Origin of the sequence: Mycobacterium sp. 29Ha, assembly GCF_032883055.1 — a bacterium.
GTDB classification, from domain to species: domain Bacteria; phylum Actinomycetota; class Actinomycetes; order Mycobacteriales; family Mycobacteriaceae; genus Mycobacterium; species Mycobacterium gallinarum.
Map to the genome: position 1 here is coordinate 21,953 of NZ_JAMQTI010000028.1, position 21,993 is coordinate 43,945.

The following is a 21,993-nucleotide window of genomic DNA, read 5'->3' on the forward strand; positions in this document are numbered from 1 at the left end:
GACGTAGCTTCGCGCAATGAAAGCCCTGTCGCATCCAGCGCTCCAGATCGGTGTCGCCGCGGTCGCCGGACTCGCCTTCGGCCTGATCGCCGGCGAGTGGGCGGCGAATCTGAAATTCGTCGGCGACATGTTCATCCGGCTGATCCAGATGTCGATCGTGCCGCTGGTGATGGCCTCGGTGATCGTCGCGACCGGTTCGATGACCGGCGCAGGCACCGGCAGAATCGCGTTCCGCACGTTCAAATGGATGTTCGGATTCTCGATCGTCGCAGCCATCCTCGCGTGGGTGCTCAGTGTCCTCATCCGCCCGGGCAGCGGTATCGAGTTCAGCGGCGAGGTCGACTCGTCGCTTCAGGAGTCCGCCGGAGAAGCGTTGGGGTGGCAGGACACCCTGCTCAACTTCGTCTCCAAGAACATCTTCGAAGCGATGTCGAGCGCGTCGATGGTGCCGATCATCGTGTTCTCACTGCTTTTGGGCGTGGCGTTGCGCAACCAGATCAACAAGACCGGCGACACCAGGGTGCTGACGTTCATCGACCAGATCCAGCAGATCGTGCTCACCATGATCCGACTCGTCATGTACGCCGCCCCGATCGGAGTGTTCTGTCTGCTGGCGGCGCTGGCGGGCGATGTGGGTTTCGCCGTCGTCACATCGGCGCTGAAATACCTGGGGGCAACGCTGGCCGGTGTCCTCATCCTGTTCGCGTTGTTCGTTGTCGTCGTCACGCTGCGCACCCGGCTGAGTCCGTGGAAACTGCCGGGCAAGCTCGTCGAGCAGACGGCGATCGCAATCACCACGACGAGTTCAGCGGTGACGTTCCCGACGGTGCTCAAGAACACCGTCGAGAAAGTCGGAGTCAGCCAGAAGGTCGCCAACTTCACGCTGTCGGTCGGTCTGACGATGGGCTCGTACGGCGCTGTCCTCAACTACATGATCGTCGTCATGTTCCTCGCGCAGTCGGGCGACATCGAGCTGAGTTTCGGCGCGATCGTGCTCGGTATGGCACTGGCCATCCTCCTGAACATGGGAACGATCACCGTCCCCGGCGGCTTTCCGGTGGTGGCCACGTTCCTCGCAACGTCTCTGGATCTTCCGCTCGAGGCGGTCGGATTGCTCATCGCCGTCGACTGGTTCGCCGGGATCTTCCGCACGTTCCTCAACGTCAACGGCGACACCTTCGTGGCCATGCTGGTCGCGAACGCCGACGACGAGATCGACCGTGAGGTCTACAACGGGACGAGGACCGTGGTGGCCGAGGAAATCGAGCTCGCGGACTATCAGGACGTGCTCACCCGCGCAGATCAAGCCGACTGACAGGGCCCGCCGCGCCTCACCGGACATGTCGGCGGCCGGACCTACACTCGCGATGCCTGGCAAAGACCGGCTGAATTCGCGGCTCGGCCGCGGCGAGTGAAGGGAGGGTCCGAGATGCGGTTCATACACACCGCCGACTGGCAGCTCGGCATGACCCGCTACTTCCTCAACGGCGAGGCGCAGCCGCGCTATTCGGCTGCGCGCCGTGACGCCGTGGCGGGTCTGAAGGAGCTCGCGGCCGATACCGGAGCCGAGTTCGTGGTCGTGGCGGGCGACGTGTTCGAGCACAACCAACTCGCGCCGAGGGACGTCAGCCAGTCGCTGGAAGCAATGCGCGCCATCGGCGTTCCTGTGTATCTTCTGCCGGGCAATCACGATCCGCTGGATGCCTCGTCGGTCTACACCAGCCCGCTGTTCGTTGCGGAGTGTCCGGACAACGTGACGGTTCTCGACCGGTCCGGTGTGCACGTGGTGCGGCCCGGCTTGGAGCTCGTCGCGGCGCCGTGGACGTCCAAGGCTCCGTGTGCAGACCCGGTGGCCTCCGTACTCGACGACCTGCCTGCCGACGGAACCGCCCGTATCGTGGTCGGCCACGGCGGCGTCGACATCTTCGTTCCCGACAAGGACCGGCCGTCGCTGATCCGGCTGGCGGCACTGGAGGCAGCCATCGTCCGTGGCGCCGTGCACTATGCGGCGTTGGGCGACAAGCACTCTCGTATGCAGGTCGGTTCCACCGGGCGAATCTGGTACTCGGGGTCGCCGGAAGTGACCAACTACGACGACATTGAAACCGATCCAGGTCATGTGCTGGTGGTCGACCTCGACGAAGCCCACCCTGACGCGCCGGTGCAGGTCCAGCCCCACACGGTGGGCCGGTGGCGGTTCGTGACGCTGCGCCGCTCGGTGGACGACAGCCGCGACATCGCCGACCTGGACCTGAATCTGGATCTGATGCCGGACAAGGACCGTACCGTCGTCCGAATCGGGCTGACAGGTTCTCTGACGGTGACCGACAAGGCCGCGCTCGATGCATGTCTGGACAAGTACGCGCGTCTGTTCGCCGCACTTACCGTGTGGGACAAGCAGTCCGACATCGTAGTGACACCCGCTGACGGGGAGTTCGACAACCTCGGGATCGGCGGATTCGCGGCGGCCGCGGTCGACGAGTTGGTCACCGCGGCAAGGGCGGACGGCGATGACGCCGACGCTGCGCGTTCGGCACTCGCGTTGCTGCTGCGCCTGGCGGACAGGGGAGTGGCGTGAAACTGCACCGCATGGTCTTGACCAATTACCGCGGCATCACGCACCGCGAGATCGAGTTCCCCGACCGCGGCGTGGTGGTCGTCAGCGGCGCCAACGAGATCGGCAAGTCGTCGATGATCGAGGCGCTGGACCTGCTTCTGGAATCCAAGGACCGCTCGTCGAAGAAAGAGGTCAAGCAGGTCAAGCCGACGCACGCGGACGTCGGCGCCGAGATCACCGCCGAAATCTCCACCGGCCCTTATCGGTTCGTGTACCGCAAGCGGTTTCACAAGCGGGCCGAGACCGAGTTGACGGTCCTGGCGCCGCGCCGCGAGCAGCTCACCGGCGATGAGGCGCACGAGCGGGTTCGGGCGATGCTGACCGAGACCGTCGACACCTGTCTGTGGCAGGCCCAGCGCGTGTTGCAGTCCGCGTCCACCTCGGTGGTGGATCTTTCCGGCTGCGATGCGCTGTCACGTGCGCTCGACGTCGCCGCGGGCGAGGCCACCGGTGTGTCGGAGGCGCAGCCCGCGGCCGGCAACGGCACCGACGCGTTGTTGATCGACCGGGTCGAGGCCGAGTACCTCGACTACTTCACCCGAACTGGTCGTCCCACCGGACAGTGGGCTGCGGCGACGAACCGGCTGCGCGCCGCCGACCAGGAACTGGCCCGCTGCGCGGCTGCGATGGCGGAGGTCGACGACGCGGTCCGGCGTCATGCCGAGCTCACCCCGCAGCTGGAGCGGCTGACCGCCGAACGCGTCGACGCCGATAAGCAACTCGTCGCTGCGCAGACTGCCGCCGAGGCCGTCGCCGCGCTCGCCGGCCAGCTCAAGCAGGCCGAGCAGGTCGCATCCGCCGCGGACGCCATCCGCGCCACGTCGGTCGCTGCGGTCAACGAGCGGCGCAAGTTGGCCGAGCAGATCGATGCGCGGGCCGCCGCCATCGTCGATCTCGAAGCGTCGGCCGCAGCGGCGGCGGAGGAGCTGGCCACCGCCGCCGAGGTGCAGCAGGCGGCCGAGGTCGTGGCCGAGCAGGCGCGGGCGGCGATGGCTACCGCCCAGGTGCGCGCCGAGGCGGCCCGCCGAAGCGTCGACCAACTGGTTGCGCGCGACGAAGCCGACCGGGTTTCTTCGCTGCTGGCCAAGATCGTAGGGGCGCAACGCGATCTGGAGCGCACCGAGGCCGAGCTCGCCGGCATCGCGCTGACGGCCGAGGGCATGCGGGCCATCGAGGTCGCGAAGTCTGCGGTTGACGTGGCAACGGGTCAGGTCGAGCTGATGTCGGCGCACGTCGAACTGGTCGCGATCGGCGACATCGAGGTGCGCCTCGGCGGCGAATCGCACATCCTTGCCGCGGGCGGGTCGTGGTCGACGAGTGTCAGCGCAGAGACCGAGTTCGAAGTCCCGGGTGTTCTGACCGCGCGCGTTGCCCCGGGCACACCGGCATCGGAGACACAGGCGAAACTGGCTGCCGCCCAAGAGGTTCTGTCGACAGCCCTGGCGACGGGCGGCGTCGCCGACCTGGCCGCGGCGCGCACCCTCGACGAGCGGCGTCAACAATTGATGACGACCCGGGATCGGCTGGTCACCCGGATCGAGGCCCTGACCGGCGACGCGTCGGCCGAGCAGTTGCGGACCCGGCTGGCCGAGTTGACCGCGCGCCAACCCGCTACCGCGGACCTGTTCGGAATCGACCCCGTCGCGGCACGTGCCGAACTCGAGTCGGCGACGGTCGCCGTCACCCAGGCCATCGCCGAGGGGGACAAACACCGCAAGGTCGCTGAGGCGGCGGCAAAACAACTGGGGGAGCGCGAGACCTGCGTCGCGCTGGTGCGCGACAAGCTCGTCACCGAACAGGGCCAGATCATGCTGGCGCGTGAGGAACTCGCGCGACAGCGCGCGGCGGCCACCGACGCGGAGCTCGCCGTCAAAGCCGAGGCGCACGAGGAGGAGGCGCGGCGCGCGAACATTCTCGTCGCCGAGCTCCGCGACGAGCTGGCGGGCGCGGCACCCGACGCCGTCGCCACCGCGCTCAGCGAGGCCGCCCGGAACGCCGAAGCGCTGGGTCGCGCCCATGACGAGGTGGTCGAGGCGCTGCGCGAGGTGAAGACGCAGCTGAAGGTGTACGGCACCGAGGGGCGCAAAGGGCAGCTGGACGCCGCCGAAACCGAACGTGAACACGCCGAGGCCGACTACCTGCGGGTGCAACGTCGCGCCCGCGCGGCGGAACTGCTGCGGTCGGTGATCACCCGTCACCGCGATGCGACCCGGCTGCGCTACGTCGATCCGTTCCGCAGCGAGGTGGAACGCCTCGGTCGGCTGGTCTTCGGCGACAGTTTCGAGGTCGACGTCGACAGCGACCTGAAGATCCGCAGCCGCACGCTGTCAGGCCGCACGGTCCCGTACGAGTCGTTGTCCGGCGGAGCGAAGGAGCAGCTGGGCATCGTCGCGCGGCTCGCCGGCGCGGCGCTGGTGGCCAAGGAGGACACCGTCCCCGTGGTGATCGACGACGCCCTGGGCTTCACCGACGCCGATCGGCTCGTCAAGATGGGTGCGGTGTTCAACGCGGTCGGCGGTGACGGTCAGGTGATCGTGCTGACGTGCAGTCCGCAGCGCTATGCCGCGGTCGACGGCGCCCACCACATCGCGCTGACCACCTAAGGGTTCGGCGAACAAGTCCATGCCGTATCCAATCGGCACCGCTTCTTCTCATACAACCGTTCGTCGAGCAGCAGCACCGTTACGGGCTTTCCGCCGATGTCGGCCACGATGTATTCCGTCAACTCGTGCATGTAATCCACGTTGACTGGGTCATCCCAGGCACCTTCGGCGCCGACGAACGAGATCTCCCGCTTGCCGGGCTGCCCGGCGATCCACACCTCGGTGGCGACGGTGCCATCGAAGTAGCGGCCCCTTGTCAGGGCTTCACCGAAGTCCTGGGCGGCTTCGCGCGAGGCGCCGCGAGAGTAGAAGACATGCTGGCCGTGGCCGAAGTCGACGGACTCCTGCGTGTCGAGCAGCGCCTTGGGATTGATGCCCGTGCTCAAGAACCAGATGGCGAAAGCGCCGAGCATCAACGCGCCGAACCCCAGGCCGATCGCCGCACCGACCCCGGACGAGATCTTTCCGCCGCCGGCGGCGACGTGTGCATCGAAGCGGCGGCCCTGCAGCCATTTCGCGACAAAGTATCCACCGAGCAGCTGCGGCACAAGGAAGACGACGGCGGGCACACTCGCGGGCGTGATCAGCGCCAGCCAGGCGACGACCGAGAACGCGACGAATCCCGCGGCGACGACGGTCGCGGCGGCAGCCTTCTGGCGCCATTTCCAGTAGTTGAACCCGAGCAGGATGCCGCCTGCAGCGAAGCCCCCAAGCGCGGTAGCCCAGGTGACGCCGGTGGGAGGATGAAGACGATAGGCAGGGGGCACAGCCTGGGGTTCCGCGGCGGGTGGCTGGGGTTCCATCCGATGGCTCCGAAGTGCGAGGGCGGTTCGAAGGTGCTGCTGGTCGCCGGCTACATCCTCGTGCATCACGCGGTTGCTGGGCGTCAATTTGCGTTCTTTGTACCCGGGAACGCTCGAACGCCCGGATAAGGTCGCCCCACATAGTGACGCGGGCAATCGACCGCATCGCGGTCGCTGGACTCATAGACTCCGGCGGGTGGACGCCGACTACATCGTTGTGGGAACGGGCTCTGCCGGATCGGTGGTGGCCAATCGTCTGAGTGCGGATCCGGCCGCTGCGGTCGTGGTGCTCGAAGCCGGGCCGAAGGATAAAGACAAATTTGTTCACATCCCCGCGGGCTTCTCGAAGCTGATGCGCACCCCGATGGACTGGGACTATCTCACGGAGCCTCAGAAAGAGCTCGACGGGCGCGAGATCTATTGGCCGCGAGGCAGAATGCTCGGCGGCTCGTCGTCGATGAACGCGATGATGTGGGTCCGCGGATTCGCCGCCGACTACGACGAGTGGGGTGCCGCCGCCGGCGAGCAGTGGAGCTACGCGAATCTGGAACCGTATCTGCGCCGCATTGAAAGCGGCCCGCTGTCGATCGCTCGTCAACGAAGCCCCCGGTCGTCCACGGCCGCATGGCTCAAGGCCGTCCAGGAATGCGGCTACCGCATCGAAGAGCCCAATCAAGATGAGCCGCAGGGCTTCTGCGAAACCCACGTCACACAGCGCCGCGGGGCGCGGTGGAGCACCGCGGACGCTTACCTGAAGCCTGCGGTCAAACGTCCGAACCTGACGCTGCTGACCGAAGCCACCGCCACGAAAGTGCTGTTCGACGGGCAACGCGCAGCCGGGGTCGAGTTCGAGAAAGACGGACGCAAGCAGGTGGTGCGGGCAAAACGCGAGGTGGTGCTGTGCGGAGGCGCGATCAACAGCCCGCAGCTGCTGATGCTCTCCGGAATCGGTGACCGCGATCAGCTCACCGAGCACGGCATCGACGTGGTCGCCGAGTCGCCGGACGTCGGCGCCAATCTGCTCGATCACCTGGTGGTGCCGCTGGGATTCGACGTGCCGAATGACACTTTGTTCGCGGCCGAGAAGCCGCTGGAACTGCTCAACTACTTGATTCGCAGGCGCGGCATGCTCACATCAAACGTCGGTGAGGCGTACGGCTTCGTGAAGAGCCGCGCCGATCTCGAATTGCCCGATCTGGAGCTGATATTCGCGCCGGCACCGTACTTCGAGGAAGGCCTCGGCGACCCGTATCCGGGCCATGCGGTCGTGATGGGCCCGATCTTGTTGAAGCCGTACAGCAGCGGCACCATCACCTTGCGGTCCTCGAATCCCAAGGACAAGCCGATCATCGATCCGCGGTACCTGACCGACTCGGCCGGCGCGGATCGCGACGCGCTGATGGCCGGCCTGCGGATGTGCGCGACCATCGCGAAGTCACCCGCGCTGAACGGCATCATCGGCAAGATCGCCAGGCCGCTGAACGCCACGAACCTCGACGACGAAACGTTGGACCGCGCGCTGAACTCGTTGTCGCACACGCTCTATCACCCCGTCGGCACCTGCCGCATGGGTGGCGACGACGCCAGCGTCGTCGACCCGCAGTTGCGCGTCCGTGGGGTCGAGGGCCTGCGGGTCGCGGACGCATCGGTGATGCCGACGATCATCCGGGGGCACACCCATGCGCCCAGCGTGCTGATCGGCGAGAAGGCCGCGGACCTCATCCGCTCCTGAGCGCTAGGCGGGAGAGTCGGGCTGCGAGCTCATGGCGTTACGGGCCGCACTGGTCAGCACCTCGGGGCCGGTGCGTAGCGCCTTGCGCCACGGTGCGACACCGTCGACTTCGATCTCGATGGTGATGCTCAGCACCGTCCTGATGAGGACGATCATCCCTAGAACGGCGGCGTCGGTGAGCGAGGGCGTCGACGTCACGGTCTTGACGATGTCGGCCGCCACGAGCAGCTCGAGGCCGAGAAGAATTGCTCCACCCAGGGATTGCCGCAGCGTCTTGAACGCCCGACCGCCGCTCTTGGTGCGCCTCCAGGTGATCAGCGAAAGTCCGAACGCGAACGCGAACCCGATGATCATCGACAGCACGCCGAGCACTTCGAACGCCTGCGTCGCCCGCTCGAAGAACTCCTGTGTCCGCACGCTGCCTCGGCTCCCGTGGGGTGTTCGATTCGTCCCGCGACTCTATAGAAGATGGGCGCGCAACGGGCAGAATGTAACGCGATGACCATGAACGCCAAACGCCGGCGCGCGCACGACAAACTCGCGGCGCTCCCCGGTGTTCGCGCCGTCCGGCGGCCGGTGGGCAGCGGCCAGGACGGCGCAGACGAGGAGTTCGACCTCTACTACGTGCGCGCCGGGCGCAAGTCTGCTCATCCGCTGGTCGTGATCCCGGGCGGACCCGGAGCGGCATCGGTCGCGCTGTACCGGGGCTTCCGCCGTCGCGCAGCCGCTGAGGGCCTGGACGTCATCATGGTCGAGCACCGCGGTGTCGGCCTGTCCCGCCACGACGATCGCGGCGCCGACCTCCCGCCGGAAGCGTTGACGATCGGCCAGGCCGTCGACGACGTGGCCGCGGTACTCGACGATGCGGGCGTCGACAAAGCGGTCGTCTACGGCACCTCTTACGGCACCTATCTCGCAGCGGGATTCGGCGTTCGCCATCCTCAGCGGGTGCACGCCATGGTCCTCGACTCACCTGTGCTGTCCGCCCAGGACATCGACGCGGTCCGCGAGGCGGCCCGCAGCCTGCTCTGGAACGGCGAGGACCCCGAGACCGCAGACCTGGCGCCCAAGGTGCGACGGTTGGTCGGCGACAACCAGTTGACGCCGGCAGCCACCCAGCTGGCGATCGCCGTCTACGGCCTAGCCGGACCCGCGCTGCTGCGGCGTCAACTGGATCTGCTACTTACCGGCAAGCACTGGCTGTGGTCGGGCATGGCCCACGCCACCCGGCTGGTGCTGGAACGCAAGGCGCCATACCGAAACGAGCCCGACCTCGTCAACCGCATCGCATACCGCGAGCTGAACTATGGCGCGACACCTGACGGCAAGCCGTTCGACCCTGCCGTGGCATATCGCGAAGCTGACACAGGCACAACAGAATTCGATGCCGAGCCCTTCGATCTGGTCGCCCAGATGCCGAACTTCACCTGGCCGACGGTGGTGATCTCGGGAGGTCGTGACCTGATCACGCCGCCGACGGTGGCACAGCGGGTCGCGTCGCTGATTCCGAACGCGGTCCTGGTCAACTTGGCGACCGCGGGGCACAGCATCGTCGACCTGCGCGAAAGCGCGGCCCTGGACGTCGTCAAGGAGATCTACGACGGCACGTTCCACACACTCCCCGAACGCGAGGCCGCCCTGGATTCGAAACCCGCCGGGCTCGGCGTGCGCGCTTTGGTCTGGGGTATCGAGGCGGCAGCAGCCCTCGAATCTGTGGTGCCCGCGGCGATCCCCCGAACCGTGCGCCGGGCTACTTCATGAAACCGATCGTCGAGTAGTTGGCGTCGGCGAGGCCGAATGCGCCGAAGTTCGCCAAATTGCTTCGCACCGCGACGTTTCCGGTCGACTGCGTCAGCGGAAGGCTGAAGACCTCCTCGAACAGCAGCTTGTCCAACTCGTTGGCGAGCGTGCGGGCTTTTGCGGGATCCAGTTCGCTCACTGTCTCCTCGATTTTGGCGTCGATCGCCGGGCTGCTGATGTTGCCGAAGTTACTTTCCGCGCCCGTGCGGTAGATCTGGGTAAGGCTTGACAGCGGGAAAGCGTCACCGCTCCAAGAAAATTGGGCGATGTCGAAGTTGCCGACCGTGACGTAATCGGTGAAGAAGCCCGCCGCGGGCCGGATGTCGAGGTCGAGCTTGACGCCGATCTGGGCGAGGTTGTTCTGCGCGATCTGGGCATACTGCCTCGTCCCGAGCGAGTCGAAGAGCACATCGCGAATGACCAGCTGCTTGCCGTCCTTCTCGCGGAACTGGCCGTTCATCCGCCAACCCAACGCATCCAGTTCCTGCTTCGCCTTTTCGGGATCGAAGGCGACGACGCCGCTGTTGTCCTGGTAGCCCTCCTGGCCGGCGACGTAGATGTGGTTGTTCAGCGGCACCGGGTTGTCGGCGAGCCCCCGCTGGACCACCGCCGCAATGGTGTTGCGATCGATGCCTCGCGCGACGGCGCGTCGCAATGCTGGATCCGCCAGGATCCGGTCCGGGGATCCGTTGAACGTGAAGTGATACCAGCCCAGCCCCGGGGCGCGACGGATGGCGACGCCGTTGGTGCGCCTGGCGATCTCCATCTCGTCGAGGGTGGCGAGGCCGGTGGCGTCGATCGTGTTGTTCTGCAGTGCCGGGATGCGCGCGGCGTCGTCCAGGATCAGGTACGTGATGCTGTCCAGCAGCGGTGCCTCACCCCACCATTTGGGGTTGCGCGTCAACGTGATCCGCTTCGCGCCGCGGTCGAGGTTGGAGATGAGGAAGGGACCTGCAGAGGGGCCGGGCCCGTTGAGCTGCGCTCGGTTGAACGCCTCCGGGGTAGCCGTCGAACTCTTCGGCAGCAGCATGGTGCTGCCCGCGAACATGCCCTTCCAGTCGGACCAGGGCTTGGCAAACGTGATGACGGCCTGTCGATCGTCGACGCCGCGTTCCACCTTCTCGACCCGATCGCTGCCATTGGTGGCGGCGATCGCGAAACCTTTGTCCTTGCCGCTGGTGGCGTTGATCTGGGACTGGAGGTCCTCCCAGGTGATCGGGGTTCCGTCGCTCCACACCGCTTTGGGATTGATGGTGTACGTGACGACCTGAGGGTCGGTGCTCGTCAGCTCCACGCTGGTGAAGTAGTCGGTGTTGACGGAGGCCGAGCCGTCGGCGGCGATCCGGAATGCCCGCGGCATCGTCGGGCGTTCGATCGATGCAACGTCGCCGGTGTTGCCGTCGATATGAAGTGAGTTGAAGTTCGGCGGGAAGTCGTTCAGCGCCAGCCGTAGGTTGCCGCCCTGCTTCAGGTTCGCGACGTCCTGCGGGTTGACGTCGTTGGTGCTGCCGACTTCGGCGGATCCGCCCGCCGATGGCGCCTCCTGGTTGCTGTCGGAGCAGGCGGTCAGGGTCAGGGCAGCGATTACAGTTGCCATGCCCAGGGCCTGAGTGATGCGTCGGAGGCTCATGCCGACCGACTCTAGCGGCGATTCACCTCCGGTTGCGGAACCGCGGCGAGCAATCGGCGGGTGTACTCGTGTTGCGGGCTGCTGAACACCTGGTCACCGTCGCCCTGCTCGACGACCGTGCCCTTGTACATCACCGCCACCCGGTGGGCCAGATGCTTGACCACGGAAAGGTCGTGGGACACGAACAGGTAGGACAGCCCGAACTGCTGCTGCAGGTCCAGCAGCAGGTTGATGATGCCCGCCTGGATCGACACGTCGAGCGCCGAAACCGGCTCGTCGAGGGCGAGGATCTTGGGTTGCAGCGCCAGGGCACGCGCGATACCGATGCGCTGCTTCTGCCCACCGGAGAACTCAGCGGGGTAGCGAGCGGCGTCCTCCCGCCGCAAGCCGACGATACCGAGTAGCTCGGCCACCCTGTCGTCGATGGTCCTCTTGTCGAAACCGTTGGCGCTCAACGGCTCTGCCAGCACTTCGAACACCGGCAGCCGTGGGTCCAGCGAGGCCACCGGGTCCTGGAACACCGCCTGCAGATCGCCGCGCAGGGCACGGCGGGACCGTGAATCGAGAGTCGCGACGTCGGTGTCGAGCACCTCGATCGAACCCGACTGCGGCGCGGTCAATTCCAGGATCTGATGCAACGTGGTCGACTTACCCGAACCGGACTCGCCGACGATGCCGAGCGTGCGGCCCTGCTCGAGCTCGAAACTGATGCCGTCGACCGCGCGCACCTCGCCGACCTGCCTGCGGAACACCACACCCTTGGTCAGCTTGTACGTCTTGACGAGGTCCCGGACCCGCAGCACCACTGTGCGGTCGGCATCATCATCGGCGGCGTCGGGAGGTTCGGTGGACACGCCGTAGATCTGCGCCGCACTGCGTCCGGCTACCTCGTCGGTGCGGATGCACGCGGCCCGGTGGTCCGGTGCGATCTCGAGCAGTTCCGGTTCGTTGGCGCGGCAGTCGTCGATGGCGAGCGGGCAGCGCGGCTCGAACGGGCAGCCGGGCGGTAGCGCGGCCATGGCGGGCGGGGCGCCCGGTATCGGCACCAGCCGCGCCCCCCGCGCGGCGTCCAAGCGAGGTACCGATCCGAGAAGCCCGGCGGTGTAGGGCATTCGGCGGTTCTCGTACAGCTCCTCGACAGACGCGATCTCGACGGGCCGTCCGGCGTACATCACCAGGGCGCGGTCCGCGAACTCGGCGACCACCCCGAGGTCGTGGGTGATGATCAGAACGCCGGCGCCGGTCACGTCGCGTGCGGTCTTGAGCACGTCGAGGATCTGCGCCTGCACCGTGACGTCCAAAGCAGTCGTCGGCTCGTCGCAGATCAGCAGATCCGGATCGTTGGCGATCGCGATGGCGATGACCAGGCGCTGCCTCTCGCCGCCGGACAGTTCGTGGGGAAACGCCCGCGCCCGCTGATCCGGCTGGGCGATACCGACCAGATCGAGCAGCTCGACGGCGCGAGCCCGCGCCGCCCGCCTGGTGGTGTCTCGCTGGTGGATCTCGATCGCTTCGGCGATCTGGTCGCCGACCGGGTAGACGGGCGTGAGCGCCGACATCGGGTCCTGGAACACCGTGCCGATGATCTTGCCGCGAATCTGCGACATCTCTTGATCGGAAAGCCCGATGAGCTCGTTGCCCTGCAACCGAACCGAACCCGACACCGCGGCGTACTCGGGTAGCAGGCCGACGACGGCCATCGCGCTGGCCGACTTGCCGGCACCCGATTCACCGACGAGCGCGACGACCTCTCGGGGGTCGACGTGAAAGTTCATTCCCCGCACCGCATGGACGACGTCGGTGTCGGTGGGGAAGGCAACCGTCAGATCGCTCACCTCGAGCAGGCTCATTTGCGTACCCTCCGCCGCCGCAGAGCTTTACTGCCCGGGTCGAGCGCGTCGCGCAAGCCATCGCCGATGAGGTTGGCGCAGAAGATGATCAACACGAGCGCACCTGCGGGGAACAGGAACAGCCACGGGAAGGTCGTTGCCGACGGGGTGCCACTGGCGATGAGGGTTCCCAGCGACACGTCAGGCGGCTGCACACCGAAGCCCAGATAGCTCAGCGCGGTCTCGGCGAGGACCGCGATTCCGACGTTCAGCGCGGTGTCGATGATGATGATGGAGGCGACGTTCGGAATGATGTGACGCAGGATTATCCGCGTATTGCTCACGCCCATATACCGTGCGGCCACGACGAATTCGCGTTCACGCAGGCTCATCGTCATACCACGCACGATGCGCGAACTGATCATCCAGCTGAAGACGGACAGCAGAACGATCATCCAGAGGATATCGCCCTTGGTGCGCTGCACGACGATGGTGACGAGCAGGAAGCTGGGTATCACCAGCATGAGGTCGACGATCCACATCAGGGTGCGATCGCGCCAGCCGCCGAAGTAGCCCGCGATGGTCCCGACCGTGGCCGCGATGACGGTGGAGATGAACGCGACACAGACACCGATGAGCATCGACTTCTGCATGCCACGCAGAGTTTGGGCCAACAGGTCCTGGCCGAGTGCGTTGGTGCCGAACCAGTGATCGGTGCTCGGCGGTTGCTGCAGCGCGAAGTAATCCAGATCGCTGTAGCTGTAGGGCAGTAGCGGCGGTAGGGCGTAGCAGCCGACGAACAGAAGGACGAGTATCGCGATCGACACCACGGCGGGCTTGTTGCGCGCAAACCGCCGCAGGACCAGAGTGCGCCTCGACGCGAAGGACGCGACATCGACACCGGACTTCGCGGTCGTCGACGATTCGCCCGTCGCGGGCGACGAACCGGCGTGAATGACGGGTTCGGTCATGTCACACGCACCCTCGGATCGAGTGCGGCATAGATGATGTCCGACAGCAATCCGGCCAACAGGACCGTCACGCCGGCGAACACGACGATGGCCGAGATGATGTTGATGTCCTGCGTGTTGAGGCCTTGAATGAACCATTCACCCATGCCGTGCCATCCGAAGATCTTCTCGACGAAAACCGCTCCGGTGAACAGTCCCGCGAAACTGTAGGCGAACATCGTCGCCATCGGGATCAGCGCCGTGCGCAGCCCGTGCTTGAAAAGTGCTCTGCGACGGGTCAATCCCTTTGCCCGCGCAGTGCGGATGAAGTCCTGGCCGAGCACGTCGAGCATCGCGTTGCGTTGGTAGCGGCTGTAGCCGGCCATCCCTCCCAGCGCAAGGGTGAGCGTCGGCAGCACGAGATGCTGGAGACGATCGACGAACTGGTTCCATGCACCACCGACCGCGTCCGGCGATGTCTCGCCGGTGAACTCGAAAAGTTGAACGCCCACCGCCGAGTTGATGCCCAACGCCGACAGGATCAGCAGAGTGGCCATCACGAACGACGGAGTGCTGATCACCAACAATGACAGCGCGGTGATGACGCGGTCGCTCACGCGGTACTGGCGGATCGCGCCCCACGCGCCGATGACCACGCCGGCGACGGTGCCGATCACCGAACCGAGGACCAGCAGTCGCAGACTGACACCGACACGGCGCCACAGCTCGTCGGTCACGGGCTGGCCGGCGATGGTGGTGCCGAAATCTCCGTGGAGGATGCCGGAGGCCCACAGGCCGAACTGAACCAGCAGTGGCCTGTCGAGATTCAGTTCGACCCGTTTGGCTTCGATGACCGCTTCAGGCGGGCGCGGGTTGCGACTCAGGAGGTTCTCGAGCGGGTCGAACTGCCAGGCGGCCAGAACGTAGGCCACGAACGACGCCAGCGCCAGCAGCACGAGGTAGTTGAGCAGCCGGCGCGCGAGAAAGCGCGTCATCCGTCCGGTCCGCATGTGCGCTGCATGCGCACAGGTTATGAGATTCGGGTGGCCGACCTTTGGACAACTCACACGTGGCGGCCAGCGGGTCTCCAGATTCGGCGCGTTCACTGATGGTCACCTGCAGTTATTCGACGGTGGCCGCGAGGAAGGGGCGACCGGCAACACCAGAGGGGCAGTTGAAATGGATGATCAGCACAAGAGCAAATCCCGCGCCGATCTGAGGCTCTGTGCAGCCATGATCGGCGGCAGCGCGGTCGTCGCGATGGCTGCGATCGGCCTGATGGTCGCTCAGGAACACACGGGGGACCCCGTGGCGAAGTCGTCGTCGATGACCGTCGGCTCGACAAGCACGCAGACCACACCGTCTAACGCGCCCGCCGTCGCGGTCGCCAAGCCCATCATGAAGGGCCCCGCACCGCTGCCGTCCGAGGAGGAGGCCGCCAAGTAGGTCGTTTCACCCCTCTCCACACCGGTTATCCAAGGGTCGTAGGGGTCAAGGACGACCCTTCAGCGCACTGTTCGACGAGCCGCGACGAGGTGGCTCCCGAAGACCGAATGGAGTGGTCAAGGTGAAATCGAAACAGCTGAAACTGGGTGCGGCAACGCTGGGAACGGGTGCGTTGCTGACCATGGGGGCCATGGGCGTGGCGGCCGGTGTGAGCTCAGCCCAGGAAGAAACCGAGGTGCCGAGTCCGGAGATCACACTCGGGGAGACGACGACGTCCACGACGGCGCCGCCCGAACCCGAGACGTCGGTGGCGGTCCCCGAAGTCACGGCCGAGCCGGCACCGACGGCGTAAGCGACTAGTTGCGCGGAGCAGGTCCCGGTGGTCCGGCAGGACCGCCGGGACCTATCTGTATGTCCACTGACGTGGCGGTCGTCAGCTGGCCGGCGCGGGTGCCCTGGATCGACACCTGATCGGAAACGGCGATCGTTCGATCGGTGTGCGCCGCGGCCGGCAGCTCGTAGGTCTGCGTGAAGCCGTCGGCGCTTGCGACCGTGATGGCGGTCGGCGAGATCGCCGTCACCGTTCCGGTCTGCGTGAGCTTCGTGGCGAAGCCGCCGCCATCTGCGACGACGTACTCGCCGTGCAGCGTCTTTGGCTCACCGGCCAGATGCTGAGCTGAGGTGAAACCGCCTGGTGGGCCGCCGGGCATGCCGTGCCCGAACGCCTGCTGAGCGGGCGATCCGGTCGCCGCGTATATGGCGGCACCGCCGAAACCGGCGATGACGGCGGCCACGCCCACAGCGACGAGTGTCTCTCGCAATCCCCAGCGTGGCGGGGCGGGCGGCGACGCACCCCAGACGGGCTCGGTGGATTGGTCGATCGTCATACGTACACGCTGCATGACCGACATGTGTGGCGGCTGTGTACCTGATCAGCGGTTGGTGTCACGAACATTCACAGCGGGCGCATAGACAACGCACAGGGATCGCCCACGACTCCCGCCGATAATGGAGGCGTGGCGAGTTCCAGCGGTTCGGCGGTCAACGACCAGGAGCCCGCGCGCGTCGTCATGCGCCGGGCCGACGGTCGGCCCATCCATGTCCTGGTCGTCGACGACGAACCGGTTCTCGCCGAGTTGGTGTCGATGGCGCTGAGGTATGAGGGCTGGGAGATCGCCACAGCGGGCGACGGTGCAACCGCCATTGCGCTGGCCCGCCAGACCCCGCCCGACGTGGTCGTGCTCGACGTCATGCTGCCCGACATGAGCGGGCTTGATGTCCTGCACCAGCTGCGCGAGCAGATTCCGGGGCTGCCGTTGCTGCTGCTGACAGCGAAGGATTCGGTCGAGGATCGAATTGCCGGGCTGACCGCGGGAGGCGATGACTACGTGACGAAGCCGTTCAGTCTCGAAGAGGTGGTGCTGCGACTGCGCGCGCTGCTGCGTCGCACGGGGGTCACGAGCGAGGCGGGCGGTGCGAAGGTCGTCGTCGGTGATCTGGTGCTGGATGAGGACAGTCACGAGGTGACCCGCGCGGGTGAATTGATCACGTTGACCGCCACCGAGTTCGAGCTGTTGCGGTTCATGATGCGCAATTCCAAACGCGTACTGAGCAAGGCGCAGATCCTGGACCGTGTCTGGAGCTACGACTTCGGCGGAAGGTCGAACATCGTCGAGCTGTATGTCTCGTATCTGCGCAAGAAAATCGACAGCGGGCGCGAACCGATGATCCATACGCTGCGCGGTGCCGGTTATGTCCTCAAACCCGCACGCTGAGCCACCGAGCAGGAGCCGGCTGCTTTCACCGCGCACCTGGTCGCTTCGCACGCGGCTGCTCGTGTCCCAGATCCTGCTATTGGCGTTGGTGTGTGCTGGGATCGGTGTCGGCACAATGATTGCGCTGCAACATTTTCTGACCAACCAGCTCGACGATCGGCTGGCGGAGACCGCCAGGCGCTCCGCGGGCCTGTTCGAGTTCGGTCCGCCCCCGCCGCCGCCCGGGTTTCCGCCGCCTCCCGGTTTTCCGGGACGGATGATCATCCGTGACGACATGGGACCGGGACCGTCCTTCCTCAACGCGCCGGGGCAGGCCGCGCGCACGGTCGGCGCGGTGATCTCGCGCGGCACGCCGTTGAACGCGGGTGTCATCACGGCCGACGGCACCCGCGATCGGATCAGCTCCGCCGCGGCAGAACAACTGGCGCACATCGAGCCTCACGAGGCGCCGGAGACCGTCGACTTAGACGGCCTCGGCAGCTACCGCGTGATCGCAATGCGCGCGCACCCGCCCGGCCAGACGATCGTCACCGGCCTGCCGACGTCGGAAGTGGATGACACCCTGCTCACCGTCGGGATCATCTTCAGTGTGGTGGGCGTCCTCGCGCTGTTCGGCGGGACCACGGCGGGATTTCTCATCATTCGCCGTCAACTCGCCCCGCTGTCAACGGTTTCCGCCGCAGCCCGTCAGGTCGCCGACCTGGAACTCGACCGCGGCGAGGTCCGCCTGCCGACCCCGATCGTCAAGGTCGACCCGGCGGCGGCGCACACCGAGATCGGGCAGCTCGGCTCGTCGCTGAACCGGATGCTCGACCGCATTGCGGGCGCGTTGTCCGCCCGGCATGCCAGCGAGACCCGGGTGCGTCAGTTCGTCGCCGACGCGAGTCACGAACTGCGTACGCCGCTCGCGGCGATCCGCGGGTATACCGAACTGGCGCAACGCAAGCGCGGTGACGTACCCGACGACGTCGCGCACGCGATGAACCGGGTCGAGTCCGAGACGGAGCGCATGACGCGCCTCGTCGAGGACATGCTCTTGCTTGCCCGTCTGGACACCGGGCGACCTCTGCAGCAGGAGTCGGTGGATCTTTCGCGGTTGATCGTCGACACCGTCAGCGATGCTCACATCGCCGGTCCCGGCCATGAATGGTCGCTGGACCTGCCCGACGAACCGGTCGTCGTCACCGGTGACGAAGCGCGACTGCACCAGGTCCTGGCCAATCTGCTCGCCAACGCGCGCACCCATACGCCGCCGGGCACGTCGGTCACGACGTCGCTGATGCAATCCGAGGCCGGCGAAGTCGTCCTGACCGTGGCCGACGACGGACCGGGCATACCCGAGTGGCTGCAGCCCGAGATCTTCGAGCGATTCGCCCGCGGCGACACCTCGCGGTCGCGGCGCGGCGGAAGCACCGGCCTGGGGCTGGCGATCGTCGCGGCCGTGGTCAAGGCGCATCGCGGCACCATCGATGTGCGCAGCGGGCCCGGTGCGACGGTGTTCACCGTGACCTTGCCCGGCAATTCACAGCCAAGCCACAGCGCGAGCCAATCGGGGGCCTAGCCGGGCGAGACAAGATCGTCTCAGTGACGACGACCCTGGTTCTTCCGCGCGAGCGCGCGCAGGAAGCCCCAAATAGCCCCGGCGACAAGTGCTCTGCCGTGGTCTCGAGGCTGGGACTACCTCTTCTGCTGGCGTCGACGGCGGTGCTCTACCTGTGGAGACTGGGCGACAGCGGGTGGGCGAACGCCTTCTACGCCGCGGCGGTGCAGGCCGGCGCGCACAACTGGACGGCGATGCTGTTCGGGTCGAGCGATCCCGCCAACGCGATCACCGTCGACAAGACTCCCGCGGCGTTGTGGGTCATGGACGTCTCGGTTCGTCTGTTCGGACTGAACTCGTGGAGTGTTCTCGTACCGCAGGCGCTCATGGGTGTCGCGTCCGTGGGGTTGCTCTATGCCGCCGTCCGCCGTGTCGCCGGGCCCAGTGCGGGCCTGCTGGCCGGCGCGGTGCTCGCGGCGACGCCCGTCGCGGCGTTGATTTTCCGCTTCAACAATCCCGACGCGCTGCTGGTGCTCCTGCTGGTCGCCGCCGCGTATTGTATGCAGCGGGCATGCGAAAAAGGCTCCAGCCGTTGGTGGTTGGTGGCCGCGGGCGTTGCGGTGGGTGTCGGCTTCCTGGCCAAGATGCTGCAGGCTTTCCTGGTATTGCCCGCATTCGCAGCCGCGTACCTTGTCGCCGGGCACCGCACGCTGTCGCGCCGCGTCGTCGACCTGGTCATCGCGGGCTCGGCCGTGGTGGTTTCGGCGGGGTGGTACCTCGCGCTCGTCGAACTCTGGCCCGAGTCGTCGCGCCCCTACATCGGCGGATCACAGCACAACAGCATCATTGAACTGACTCTGGGCTACAACGGTTTTGGCCGCTTGACGGGTAAGGAGACCGGTGGCCTCGGCAACCTCAACCACGACGTGGGGTGGGGACGGCTCCTCGGCGCCGGCATGGGCCTTGACATCGCGTGGCTGCTGCCGGCCGCAGCGATCTGCCTGGTGGCCGGCCTGATTCTCACTCGGCGCGCGCCGCGCACCGACCCCGCACGGGCCGCGCTCATCCTGTGGGGCGGCTGGCTGGCCGTATCCGCACTGGTTTTCAGCTTCTCCAACGGCATCATCCACGCCTACTACACCGTCGCTCTCGCGCCCGCGGTCGGCGCCTGCATCGGAATTGGCGCAACACTACTGTGGCGGAACAGATCCGACATTCGAGCCGCGACGGCCCTGTCCGGGACGGTGCTTGTCACCACCATCCTCGGGGCGGTGTTGCTGACCCGTCATTCGGAGTGGATGCCGTGGCTGCGGGCGAGTGTCTCGGTCGGGGGAGTCGGGGCCGCGGTGCTGCTGCTCGTATCCGGCCGGTTGGCACCGGTGGTGGCGCGATTGGTGGCGGCGCTGGCGGTCGTGTCGTGTCTCGCGGCGCCCGCGGGTTTCTCGATCGCGACGGCCGCATCGCCGCACAGCGGCGCGATACCGAGTGTGGGGCCGTCTCGCCACGTATCCGGCCCCGGCTTTGGCGGGGCGGGAGGCCTGCTTGATTCGCCGAAGCCGTCGACCGGGCTGGTAGCCACCCTCGCCCGCGGCGCGAAGGACTACACCTGGGCCGCGGCGGTCGTCGGATCCAACAACGCCGCGGGCTACCAACTGGCCAGCGGTGCACCGGTGATGGCGATCGGAGGTTTCAACGGCACCGACCCTGCACCGACTCTCGAGAAGTTCCAGCAGCTCGTCGCCACGGGTCAGATCCACTACTTCATCGGCGATCGCATGATGTTGCTGACCGGCAGGTGGGGATCGTCGAGCGGCGGCAGCCGCGCGGCCGCCGACATCGCGCAGTGGGTGGAGACGCACTACACCCCGCTCGTCGTAGACAGTGCGGTGATCTACGACCTCAGCGCGCCGGCGCCGAATACATAGCTGGCATACAGCTTGGCCCCACGGCCAGCACAATCTGCACCTCGACGATGGGTTCCATGACCGATACCGCCCTAGAACGTGGCACCTCTGCTCGGACCCGATTCGAATCCCGGCCGAACGCCACCGAGATAGCGCGCGAGGCAGGTGTGCCCGTGCTCGACGTGGTGGTGCCGGTGTACAACGAGCAGGTCGCTCTGGCCGACTCGGTGCATCGTCTGCACCGTCACCTCCGGGAGCACTTTCCGTTTTCAGCGCGCATCACCATCGCCGACAATGCGAGCACCGACGACACCGCACGGATCGCCGCGCGACTGGCCGCCGACCTGAGTGACGTCCGGGTGGTGCGGCTGCCGGAGAAGGGTCGTGGCCGTGCCTTGCACGCTGCGTGGTCGACGTCGGACGCACCGGTGCTCGTCTACATGGACGTGGATCTGTCCACCGACCTCGCCGCACTCGCACCGCTGGTGGCGCCGCTGGTTTCGGGACATTCCGACCTGGCGATCGGAACCCGGCTGGGCCGCGGCTCTCGGGTGGTGCGAGGCGCCAAGCGCGAGGTCATCTCCCGCTGCTACAACCTGATCCTGAAATCTGCCCTCGCGGCTCGCTTTTCCGACGCGCAGTGCGGGTTCAAGGCGATTCGGGCCGACGTCGCGCAACGCCTGTTGCCGCATGTGGCCGACACCGGATGGTTCTTCGACACCGAACTGCTGGTGTTGGCCGAACGCAGCGGTCTGCGAATCCACGAGGTCCCGGTGGACTGGGTCGACGATCCCGACAGTCGGGTGGACATCGTCGCGACCGCGGCGGCCGATCTCAAGGGCATCGGCCGTCTGCTGCGCAACTTCGCCAACGGTTCGATACCGGTGAATGCGATTGCGGCACAGCTGGGTTCGCCACAGCGCTCGGCCGCCCCGGGCTCGCTGTTCCGGCAGGTCGTGCGATTCGGCACGATCGGGGTGGTGTCGTCGGCGGCGTACGCTGTGCTGTTCATGCTGATGCAGGGGTCGGTCGGCGCCCAGACGGCCAACCTGATCGCATTGCTGCTGACCGCCATCGGAAACACCGCGGCGAACCGTCGCTTCACATTCGGGATCGGCGGCAGGACGAACGTGACACGTCAGCACGTCGACGGTCTCATCGTGTTCGCGATCGCGCTGGCGATCACGAGCGGGTCGCTTGCCGTCCTGCACACGTTCGTGGCCGACCCGCATCATCTGGTCGAGCTGGTTGTGCTGGTGCTCGCCAACCTCGTGGCCACCGCGGCGCGATTCGTCCTGCTGCGCGGCTGGGTGTTTCACCCCCGCCGGACCAACTGAACGATCTGAAACGCGAAGGAATCGATT

At 66.6% G+C, this 21,993-nt stretch carries 18 protein-coding genes; 11 read left to right on the forward strand and 7 right to left on the reverse strand.

Annotated elements, in window-relative coordinates; genetic code table 11:
- Window positions 1–16: 16 nt before the first annotated feature.
- The 3 genes from M1248_RS27645 to M1248_RS27655 all read left to right on the forward strand — a co-directional run bounded on the left by M1248_RS27645 (window position 17) and on the right by M1248_RS27655 (window position 5,220).
- Window positions 17–1,315, forward strand: a complete 1,299-nt coding sequence (locus M1248_RS27645; RefSeq protein ID WP_317150351.1) for a dicarboxylate/amino acid:cation symporter — start codon at window positions 17–19, stop codon at window positions 1,313–1,315.
- A 114-nt stretch (window positions 1,316–1,429) separates the two neighbouring features.
- Window positions 1,430–2,578, forward strand: a complete 1,149-nt coding sequence (locus M1248_RS27650; RefSeq protein WP_163730105.1) for an exonuclease SbcCD subunit D — start codon at window positions 1,430–1,432, stop codon at window positions 2,576–2,578.
- Complete coding sequence (locus tag M1248_RS27655; RefSeq protein WP_317150352.1) at window positions 2,575–5,220, forward strand: AAA family ATPase; 2,646 nt, start codon at window positions 2,575–2,577, stop codon at window positions 5,218–5,220. The genes M1248_RS27650 and M1248_RS27655 overlap by 4 nt, the downstream gene beginning before the upstream one ends.
- Here the strand turns inward: M1248_RS27655 and M1248_RS27660 are convergent.
- The gene (locus tag M1248_RS27660; RefSeq protein ID WP_317150353.1) at window positions 5,217–6,023 is read right to left on the reverse strand and encodes a hypothetical protein; all 807 of its coding nucleotides are present in this window, start codon (window positions 6,021–6,023) and stop codon (window positions 5,217–5,219) included. The two genes, M1248_RS27655 and M1248_RS27660, sit on opposite strands and share 4 nt — an antisense overlap.
- Before the next feature lie 196 nt (window positions 6,024–6,219).
- On the opposite strand from M1248_RS27660, the gene M1248_RS27665 reads away from it, so the two are divergent.
- Window positions 6,220–7,755 carry a GMC family oxidoreductase gene (locus M1248_RS27665; RefSeq protein WP_317150354.1) on the forward strand — a complete coding sequence of 512 codons (1,536 nt, stop codon included), beginning with the start codon at window positions 6,220–6,222 and terminating at the stop codon, window positions 7,753–7,755.
- 3 nt (window positions 7,756–7,758) lie between these two features.
- Here the strand turns inward: M1248_RS27665 and M1248_RS27670 are convergent, their stop codons facing one another.
- On the reverse strand, window positions 7,759–8,172 hold the full coding sequence (locus M1248_RS27670; protein ID WP_163730101.1) for a DUF1622 domain-containing protein: 414 nt from the start codon (window positions 8,170–8,172) through the stop codon (window positions 7,759–7,761).
- A gap of 81 nt (window positions 8,173–8,253) precedes the next feature.
- On the opposite strand from M1248_RS27670, the gene M1248_RS27675 reads away from it, so the two are divergent.
- Window positions 8,254–9,516, forward strand: a complete 1,263-nt coding sequence (locus M1248_RS27675) for an alpha/beta fold hydrolase (RefSeq protein ID WP_163730100.1) — start codon at window positions 8,254–8,256, stop codon at window positions 9,514–9,516.
- Here M1248_RS27675 and M1248_RS27680 read toward each other — a convergent pair.
- Genes M1248_RS27680 through M1248_RS27695 form a run of 4 tightly spaced genes read right to left on the reverse strand, consistent with a single transcriptional unit; the run spans window position 9,506 to window position 14,959 of the window.
- Window positions 9,506–11,185: an ABC transporter family substrate-binding protein gene (locus M1248_RS27680; RefSeq protein ID WP_317150355.1), complete on the reverse strand. Its 1,680-nt coding sequence runs from the start codon at window positions 11,183–11,185 to the stop codon at window positions 9,506–9,508. The genes M1248_RS27675 and M1248_RS27680 overlap by 11 nt on opposite strands.
- 11 nt (window positions 11,186–11,196) lie before the next feature.
- Window positions 11,197–13,035 carry an ABC transporter ATP-binding protein gene (locus tag M1248_RS27685; protein WP_317150356.1) on the reverse strand — a complete coding sequence of 613 codons (1,839 nt, stop codon included), beginning with the start codon at window positions 13,033–13,035 and terminating at the stop codon, window positions 11,197–11,199.
- Window positions 13,032–13,985, reverse strand: coding sequence for an ABC transporter permease (locus tag M1248_RS27690; RefSeq protein ID WP_317150357.1), 954 nt, complete (start codon window positions 13,983–13,985; stop codon window positions 13,032–13,034). Before M1248_RS27690 ends, M1248_RS27685 begins: the two co-directional genes overlap by 4 nt.
- Window positions 13,982–14,959 (reverse strand): ABC transporter permease, encoded by a 978-nt coding sequence (locus tag M1248_RS27695; protein ID WP_317150358.1) that lies wholly within the window; start codon window positions 14,957–14,959, stop codon window positions 13,982–13,984. The genes M1248_RS27690 and M1248_RS27695 overlap by 4 nt, the downstream gene beginning before the upstream one ends.
- A gap of 184 nt (window positions 14,960–15,143) precedes the next feature.
- Here M1248_RS27695 and M1248_RS27700 point away from each other — a divergent pair, with 184 nt between their 5' ends.
- Together M1248_RS27700 and M1248_RS27705 are read left to right on the forward strand one after the other, a co-directional pair.
- Window positions 15,144–15,410 carry a hypothetical protein gene (locus tag M1248_RS27700; RefSeq protein WP_317150359.1) on the forward strand — a complete coding sequence of 89 codons (267 nt, stop codon included), beginning with the start codon at window positions 15,144–15,146 and terminating at the stop codon, window positions 15,408–15,410.
- Between the two features lie 121 nt (window positions 15,411–15,531).
- Window positions 15,532–15,762 (forward strand): hypothetical protein, encoded by a 231-nt coding sequence (locus M1248_RS27705; protein WP_163730095.1) that lies wholly within the window; start codon window positions 15,532–15,534, stop codon window positions 15,760–15,762.
- Window positions 15,763–15,766: 4 nt separating this feature from the next.
- Here M1248_RS27705 and M1248_RS27710 read toward each other — a convergent pair whose 3' ends face one another.
- The gene (locus M1248_RS27710; RefSeq protein ID WP_317150360.1) at window positions 15,767–16,297 is read right to left on the reverse strand and encodes a hypothetical protein; all 531 of its coding nucleotides are present in this window, start codon (window positions 16,295–16,297) and stop codon (window positions 15,767–15,769) included.
- A 183-nt stretch (window positions 16,298–16,480) separates the two neighbouring features.
- On the opposite strand from M1248_RS27710, the gene M1248_RS27715 reads away from it, so the two are divergent.
- From M1248_RS27715 to M1248_RS27730, 4 genes are read left to right on the forward strand one after another with little or no spacing between them, the layout of a single operon-like run.
- Window positions 16,481–17,185, forward strand: coding sequence for a response regulator transcription factor (locus tag M1248_RS27715; RefSeq protein WP_083124249.1), 705 nt, complete (start codon window positions 16,481–16,483; stop codon window positions 17,183–17,185).
- Window positions 17,163–18,746, forward strand: coding sequence for a HAMP domain-containing sensor histidine kinase (locus tag M1248_RS27720; protein WP_317150361.1), 1,584 nt, complete (start codon window positions 17,163–17,165; stop codon window positions 18,744–18,746). Before M1248_RS27715 ends, M1248_RS27720 begins: the two co-directional genes overlap by 23 nt.
- A 23-nt stretch (window positions 18,747–18,769) precedes the next feature.
- Window positions 18,770–20,650, forward strand: a complete 1,881-nt coding sequence (locus M1248_RS27725) for a glycosyltransferase family 39 protein (RefSeq protein WP_317150362.1) — start codon at window positions 18,770–18,772, stop codon at window positions 20,648–20,650.
- Between the two features lie 56 nt (window positions 20,651–20,706).
- Complete coding sequence (locus M1248_RS27730; RefSeq protein WP_410506742.1) at window positions 20,707–21,966, forward strand: glycosyltransferase; 1,260 nt, start codon at window positions 20,707–20,709, stop codon at window positions 21,964–21,966.
- Window positions 21,967–21,993: the final 27 nt, after the last annotated feature.